A 7,341-nucleotide genomic window follows, 5' to 3' on the forward strand; every position below is an offset into this window, starting at 1 on the left:
ATGGCCCGTTCGATTAGTGCATCAGAACTGGGCATCGACCTCACGTCGGAAGACGACAACAGCCTGTTCAAGTGGTTTATCGCCAGTTTTCTCATGGGCAAGCGCATTCAAGCGCCCATCGCGGCCCAGGCTTATCGGGTGATTGTCGAGGAGGAGGGCTGCGATACGGCGCGCAAGCTGCAGCATTGCACCTCGGCTCAATTGGTCGCTATGCTCGGGCGTGCACATTACGTGCGTTACGACGAGTCCACGGCGCAACGCCTGCTCGACCTGAGTGCCAGGTTGAATGCGCAATACGCGGGCAACATCACGCAGATGCGTGACGCCAGTGAAGACCGCCAGTCATTTGAAAAACGCCTTGCCGAATTCGATGGTGTGGGCCCCAAGACCATTGAGATTTTCATGCGCGATGCAGCCGCGGTGCTGTTTTGATTGCGCCGCTGTCAGTGGGCTGCGCCGGTTGGAGCTTGCCTCGGCAATCTGCGTCAGCCTTTGAAGGCGAAGGTACGCATTTGCAACGTTATGCAGCGCGCTTGAATGCGGTGGAAATCAACAGTTCATTTTACCGTCCACACCTGCCCAAGACCTATGAGCGCTGGGCCCAGTCGGTGCCATCGACGTTTCGTTTTTCAGTCAAGCTGCCCAGGCACATTACCCATGAACTGCGCTTGCAGCACTGCGAAACAGCGCTGGATGAGTTCATTGGGCAATGCCTGCACTTGGGTGAAAAACTGGGCTGCCTATTGGTGCAGTTGCCTCCCTCACTGAGCTATGAACCGGTGGTGGCCGCAATGTTTTTCGCCACACTGCGCCAGCGTTTTTCCGGCGCTGTCGTGCTTGAACCGCGTCACGCCAGTTGGCTCAAGGCCGAGGCATTGTTGGAGCGTTTCCAGGTAGCGCGGGTGGCTGCTGACCCTCCTGTGATCGAACACGGAGTGAGCCCGAGTGGATGGCAAGGCGTGCGCTATTGGCGCCTGCATGGTTCGCCGCACCTCTATCACAGCGCCTATGGCCCGGAGCGCGTGCAGGCGTTTGCGCGACGGCTCGACCCATCTGTTGCACATGGCATTCCCACATGGTGCATTTTTGATAACACCGCCAGCGGGCATGCGGTGGCCGATGCGCTGTGCCTACTCGACCTCTACCCGCAACACTTCCAAGCCTAACTGCTCGTAGGCCTCCACACTTGGCACATGCCATTCGGTGATCAGTGTGTGGATGCGGTTGCACGGCGCCACCACAAAGGGTTCCACGGCGCCGAGTTTGTCTGCCATGGTCACTGCTACCACGTGGGAAGCACTGTCGAGCAGGGCTTGCTTGACCGCCACTTCATCGAAATGCAGCGAGCTGATGCCGATCTGCGGGTGCAGCGCGCACACGCCGGTAAACAGCAGGTCTGCCTTGACGCTTTCAATCAGCCGAACGGTTTCATGCCCACTGGTGGACAGGGTCGCCGGGTTGAGCTGGCCGCCCGCCACAATCACTTTTACGTTGGGATGATCCGCCAGTGCGATGGCAATCATCGGTGACGGCGTGACCACGGTCAGGCGGATGTTGCGTGGCAAGGACTGGGCGATTTTCAGGGTGGTCGAGCCGGAATCGAACAGCACGATCTGCCCGTCTTCCACACGGTCTGCGGCCAATTGCGCGAGCTGGCGCTTGGCGTCGTTGGTCTCGCCGACGCGGGTGAAAAAATCCTTGCCGGTGTCTTTGGGCCGGGGCAGGGCGCCGCCGTGGACACGTTGCAAAAGACCGGCTGCCGCAAGCTCGCCGAGGTCACGGCGGATGGTGTCCTGGGACACGGCAAAATGCTCCACCAGTTCGGCGGCGGTGACTTTGCCGTCGCGCTCCAGCAGCAACAGGATCTTCTGTTTGCGCAACGAAGGCAGGTCGATTGCTTGATGGGTGTTTTGCATGTTTGTGCGTCTTTTTGCGGGTTTGTGCGAGATTAGCCCTCGGGTGATGTAAACGCAATGGCTGGTTGTATCGCAGATCTACGCTTACTCTCTGTGTTCAGTTCAGGGAGAGGTGACCCCGATGTCGTTGATCACAACCATCGAAGACTTACGCAAGCTCGCGCAAAAACGTGTCCCAAGGATGTTTTACGACTACGCCGATTCCGGCTCCTGGACTGAAAGCACATACCGGGCTAATGAAAGCGATTTTGCCCAGATCAAATTCCGCCAGCGGGTGGCGCGCAACATCGATTCGCGCTCGATCCGCGCCACCATGATCGGCCAGGACATGGCCATGCCGGTGGCTCTGGCGCCGACCGGGTTGGCCGGCATGCAGCATGCCGACGGCGAGATCCTCACCGCCCGCGCCGCTGCCGCTTTTGGCCTGCGCTACACCTTGTCGACGATGAGTATCTGTTCACTGGAAGACATTGCCGAACACGTCGGCCAACCATTCTGGTTCCAGTTGTACGTGATGCGCGACCGCGCGTTTATCGAGCAATTGATCGAGCGCGCCAAGGCCGCAGGCGTGGACGCATTGGTGCTGACCCTGGACCTGCAGATCCTCGGGCAGCGTCACAAGGACTTGATCAATGGCTTGTCGGCGCCGCCCAAACTGACCTTGCCGAACATCCTCAACATGGCCACCAAACCGCGCTGGGTGATGGGCATGCTCGGCACTAAGCGCCGTGGTTTCGGCAATATCGTCGGGCATGTGAAAGGCGTGGCCGACATGAGTTCGTTGTCATCCTGGACCGCCCAGCAATTCGACCCGCGCCTGAGCTGGGACGATGTGGAGTGGATCAAGCAATGCTGGGGCGGCAAACTGATCATCAAGGGCATCCTCGATGTGGAAGATGCGCGGCTGGCGGCCGATTCCGGCGCCGATGCATTGGTGGTGAGCAACCACGGCGGCCGCCAGTTGGACGGCGCGCCGTCGAGCATCAGCCAGTTGCCGGCAATCGTCGAGGCCGTGGGCAAACGGATTGAAGTGTGGCTCGACGGTGGCATTCGCTCCGGGCAAGACGTGCTCAAGGCCATGGCACTGGGCGCAAAAGGCACCCTGATCGGGCGGCCGCATTTGTACGGTTTGGGTGCGATGGGCGAGGCGGGTGTGACCAAGGCGCTGGACATCATCGCCCGTGAGTTGGACGTGTCGATGGCGTTGTGCGGCTATAACGATATACGCGATGTGAACCGCGAAATTTTGCTGCCGGGTACATTTCCCGAAAGCATTTATTGAGCAAAAAAATCGTAAAAAAATAAAAAGAGTTGTCCACGAAAACCGTGGGTATCTCTGTGGATAACTTTACGAAGGCCCGGCAGGGTTGGCGATTTAACCCGCGGTTAATATTTGATCAACTGCCGGCGCGGGCCAGTATGGGCAGGGTTTGCGCTTGACAGCCAAGCGCAGACCGGGTGCCGAAAAGTGCTTTCAGGAGTCGCCGTTGCGACCTGTGGAGTGTGTCACCACCTGTGCTGGCACCTTCGTGCGCATCAGATTGTCCAGCGCCTGGCCATAGCTACGGCCTGCCAGGCTCATGCTGTTGTTGTGGCTGGCACCGGGCACCAGCAACAACCGCTTGGGGTCCTGGGCGGCATCAAACAATTGCTGGCTGAAACGCGGCGGTACATAGCGGTCGTCGAGACCGTGCACCACCAGCAGCGGCATGTGTACCTCGGCGATCTTGTCGATCGAATCGAACTTCTGCGACAGCAACCAGCGCACCGGCAACGAGGTGTTGGCGACTGCAGTGGCGACATCGGCCAGGGAGGTGAACGTGGACTCGATCACCAGCCCGCGCACCGGCACCGGGTTTTGTTTGCTCAACTCTGCAGCGAGGTCGATGGCCACGGCGCCGCCCAGTGAATGGCCGTAGAGCAGGCGCTTGCTTGGGTCGGGTTGCAGCACCTGGAAGCGTTCCCAGGCAATGCGTGCGTCTTCGTACACGCTGGTTTCCGAAGGCAGGTCGCCCTGGCTCTGGCCGAAACCGCGATAGTCGATGGCCAGCACCGAATAGCCCAGCGCGTGCAACTGCTCAATGCGAAACAGCTGCCCGGTGAGGTTCCAGCGCACGCCGTGCAGGTAGAGGATCGCCGGGGCGTCCTTCTTGTCTGCCGGCCACCACCAGCCGTGAATATTCTGCCCCGACTTGAAACTGGCGGGCTTGAGGTCGAACTCCTGCACCGCTTTCGGCAAGCCGGTATACCAACCCGCCGTGCCCGGCTCGATGCGAAACACCAGCTCGCGCTCCTTGTGTTGCAACACCGCGCAACCCACCGGCAGGCCGACGATCAACAGCGCCATGCACAATAGGGGAAACCAGCGCAGGCTCAGGCGGGACATAAAACGAGATGACATGAAGGTTCCAGGACAAAGGCGAAGCACGGGTTTTACCAGATGGCTCGGTGAGTAAGGAATTAATTCGACCACCGTCAGGGGCGATAGCTTGCAAAGTGTTACAGCATTGAACAAACCCGTCACGGGTTGTTAGGGTGGGCAGCTGAACAGGAGAGCACGTCTATGGATTTCACAGGAAAAACCGCGATTGTCACCGGTGGCGCACGCGGGTTGGGGCTCAGTTATGCACGAGCGCTGGCCATGGGCGGCGCCCGGGTGGTGATCAGTGACATCGGGGCCGATCAGGTGGGGGCAGGTGCCGACCCATCGGTGGTACAGGTCGCCGCCCAGGCGTTGCAGGCTGAAGGCCTGGCGGTGATCGGCGTAGCGGGCGACTTATCCCAGCAAGAGGGTTGCCGGCAACTGATCGCGCACACGATCGAGGCCTTCGGGCAGCTCGATATCCTGATCCACAACGCTGGCTGGGTGGGCTACCAGACCATCGAAGACCTCGACCCCGCGTTCCTGCAACGGGCCATGGATATCAACCTCTACGCGCCACTCTGGTTGTGCAAGCACGCCTGGCCGCACCTGCTGCGCTCCGGCTCACCGCGCATCATTCTCACCACCTCCGACCGCGCCATGTATGCGCAGTACGAGCAGACGGGGCTGGCGGCCTACAGTGCCGGCAAGATGGCGCAACTGGGCATCATGAATGCGCTGAGCCATGAGGGCGCGCCGGCCGGTATTCGCGTCAACGCGATCTCGCCGGTGGCCAAGACCCGCATGTGGGGCGTGACTGAAGAGCCGGACGAACTCAAGCCGGACTGGGTGACACCGGGCGTGGTATTCCTGGCCAGTGCGCAGTGCGACGACACGGGCTATATCTTGCGCGCCAGCAATGGCCAATTCACCGCGACGCGGTTCACGGAAAACCCCGGAGTGGATTACCCGCGTGACCTGGCGCGGGTAAAAGCGCACAGCGCCGAGGAAGTCGCCGCCGCCTGGTCGCGCATCAAGCAGGCACCTGCTCAGACGGTTGCTGGCACCTGAACTCGATTGCGCCCCCGCGCTTTGGACGCGCACCACTATCCGTAGCGTCGGGATGTGCAGCATCATTTCCTTGAGCCTGGAGAGACCTTCGTGGAGCGCGATTGTAGCCGCAAGTGATCCGCTTGACGCTGGCCTTGGCGCAACCACATGCTCCACCTTCCACGCGCTAAGGACCGACCATGGACAACAGCCCCGTTCGCATCAACGCCGAAGAAACCCTCTCGGACAACTGGTACATCCTCAAGAAATACAGCTTCGACCTGCGCCGCCAGGACGGCACCTGGCAGGCCCAGACCCGCGAGGTCTACGACCGGGGCAATGGCGCGACCATCCTGTTGTACAACCGTGCGCAACGCACCGTGCTGCTGATCCGTCAGTTCCGCATGCCCACCTTCGTCAACGACTACCACGGCTACCTGATCGAAGCGGCAGCCGGTTTGCTCGACAACGCCAGCCCCGAAGAACGCATCCGCCTGGAGGCCGAAGAAGAGACCGGCTACCGCGTCCATCATGTGGAAAAAATCTACTCCGCCTTCATGAGCCCGGGCTCGGTCACCGAGCGCATTCACTTTTTCATCGGTGAGTACCAGCCGGGCGACCAGGTCGGCAGTGGCGGCGGCATCGAGGAGGAGGGCGAGGACATCGAAGTGCTGGAGCTGGGCTTCGAGCAGGCCCTGGTCATGGTGCAGAGCGGTGAGATTGTCGACGGCAAGACCCTCATGCTGTTGCAGTACCTGGAGCTGCGCATGTTGAAAGAAGGCTGGTGATTGTCGATGCGTGTATGGGCGTTGCTGTGGGTGTTGATCGCGGGCAGTAGCAGCGCTGCCGAGGGTTTCTACACCTGGGACGGCCCGGTGCCGACGGTGCCAGGCAAGCTGCTGCGCAGCGAGGCCTTGACGTCGCAACAAAGCCTGGCGTCGGCCGCGCAGAACCTGCGCATTCTTTATTCCTCCACCGACGGGCTCGACAACCGCACGCCCATCGCGGTGTCCGGTGCGCTGTTCGTGCCCAAGGGCACACCGCCTGCCGGTGGTTGGCCGCTGATGGCCTGGGCCCACGGCACGGTGGGCAGCGCTGACCGGTGCGCGCCGTCACTGAACGCGCGCAGCCCGCGGGATACGCGCTACCTCAACTACTGGCTCGACCAGGGTTATGCGATTGTCGCCACTGACTACCAGGGGTTGGGCACGCCGGGTTTGCACCCTTACGGGCTGACTCGCCCGTTGGCTTATGGCGTGCTCGACAGCATCCGTGCGGTGGGTGGGGGGGATTTCAAACTGTCTCGGCGGGTGGTGGTGTTTGGCCAATCCCAGGGCGGCCGTGCGGCGTTTGCCACGGCGGTGTCGGCCAAGGCCTATGCGCCGGAGGTGGAGCTTGTCGGCGTGGTGGCGACGGGCACGCCTTATGCCTCGACCCACACCCACGGCAAAAGCCCTGAGCTTGAAGAGGCGCGTCGTTCGGTGGTGCCGACGTTTGCCTACAATCTGTTGCGGCTGAGTACGGCGGCGTTGCTTGATCCTTCCTTTGTGCCCACCGATTACTTGGCTGATAAGGCTTTACCGGCGTTCAAGGCCAGCCAGGAGGATTGCTTGCATGCCATTGAGCAGCGGGTGGTGGCGGATGGGTTGACGTTCAATAACAGTTTCAAGCGTTCGCCCAAGGTGGCGCTGGAGCGGGTTTATCGTGAGTCGGCGTATCCCACGTTGAAAACCGATGTTCCGGTGTTTTTGGGGACGGGGGGTAAGGACCGTGATGTGTTTGTGCCGGGGCAGAAGGCGTTGGTGAGGGAGGCTTGCGGGGTGGGGGATCGGGTGGAGTGGCATTTTTATCCGGAGCTGGATCATTCGGGGACAGTGAATGGGTCGTTGGGGGATTCGACGGGGTTTGTTCGGCGGGCGTTTGGGGGGGAGGGGATTGGGGGGAATTGTGGGGGGTGAGTACATATCCGTTGCTGCGGTAACGGCTGGTATGGGTTCCGCTCTTACAGCGGCT

At 61.0% G+C, this 7,341-nt stretch carries 8 protein-coding genes; 6 read left to right on the forward strand and 2 right to left on the reverse strand.

The genetic code is table 11. From position 1 onward, the window contains the following. Both HX792_RS08775 and HX792_RS08780 read left to right on the forward strand, forming a co-directional pair. Positions 1 to 432 carry a DNA methylase gene (locus HX792_RS08775; protein ID WP_176995699.1) on the forward strand — a complete coding sequence of 144 codons (432 nt, stop codon included), beginning with the start codon at positions 1 to 3 and terminating at the stop codon, positions 430 to 432. Then, positions 429 to 1,166, forward strand: a complete 738-nt coding sequence (locus HX792_RS08780) for a DUF72 domain-containing protein (RefSeq protein WP_371319336.1) — start codon at positions 429 to 431, stop codon at positions 1,164 to 1,166. Before HX792_RS08775 ends, HX792_RS08780 begins: the two co-directional genes overlap by 4 nt. Here HX792_RS08780 and HX792_RS08785 read toward each other — a convergent pair. Then, the gene (locus HX792_RS08785; protein ID WP_176995701.1) at positions 1,131 to 1,916 is read right to left on the reverse strand and encodes a DeoR/GlpR family DNA-binding transcription regulator; all 786 of its coding nucleotides are present in this window, start codon (positions 1,914 to 1,916) and stop codon (positions 1,131 to 1,133) included. The genes HX792_RS08780 and HX792_RS08785 overlap by 36 nt on opposite strands. 121 nt (positions 1,917 to 2,037) lie before the next feature. Between HX792_RS08785 and HX792_RS08790 the strand changes: the two genes are divergently transcribed. After that, complete coding sequence (locus tag HX792_RS08790; RefSeq protein WP_176995702.1) at positions 2,038 to 3,198, forward strand: alpha-hydroxy acid oxidase; 1,161 nt, start codon at positions 2,038 to 2,040, stop codon at positions 3,196 to 3,198. Positions 3,199 to 3,390: 192 nt separating this feature from the next. Here HX792_RS08790 and HX792_RS08795 read toward each other — a convergent pair whose 3' ends face one another. Next, positions 3,391 to 4,317, reverse strand: coding sequence for an alpha/beta hydrolase (locus HX792_RS08795; protein ID WP_176995703.1), 927 nt, complete (start codon positions 4,315 to 4,317; stop codon positions 3,391 to 3,393). 162 nt (positions 4,318 to 4,479) lie between these two features. Between HX792_RS08795 and HX792_RS08800 the strand changes: the two genes are divergently transcribed. From HX792_RS08800 to HX792_RS08810, 3 genes are all read left to right on the forward strand, one after another. Further along, complete coding sequence (locus tag HX792_RS08800) at positions 4,480 to 5,349, forward strand: SDR family NAD(P)-dependent oxidoreductase (protein ID WP_176995704.1); 870 nt, start codon at positions 4,480 to 4,482, stop codon at positions 5,347 to 5,349. A 179-nt stretch (positions 5,350 to 5,528) separates the two neighbouring features. Beyond that, positions 5,529 to 6,116, forward strand: coding sequence for an NUDIX domain-containing protein (locus HX792_RS08805; RefSeq protein WP_176995705.1), 588 nt, complete (start codon positions 5,529 to 5,531; stop codon positions 6,114 to 6,116). 6 nt (positions 6,117 to 6,122) lie between these two features. Beyond that, complete coding sequence (locus HX792_RS08810) at positions 6,123 to 7,286, forward strand: lipase family protein (RefSeq protein WP_176996169.1); 1,164 nt, start codon at positions 6,123 to 6,125, stop codon at positions 7,284 to 7,286. Positions 7,287 to 7,341: the final 55 nt, after the last annotated feature.

Source organism: Pseudomonas sp. B6002 (genome assembly GCF_013385985.1).
In the GTDB taxonomy this organism is placed as follows: domain Bacteria; phylum Pseudomonadota; class Gammaproteobacteria; order Pseudomonadales; family Pseudomonadaceae; genus Aquipseudomonas.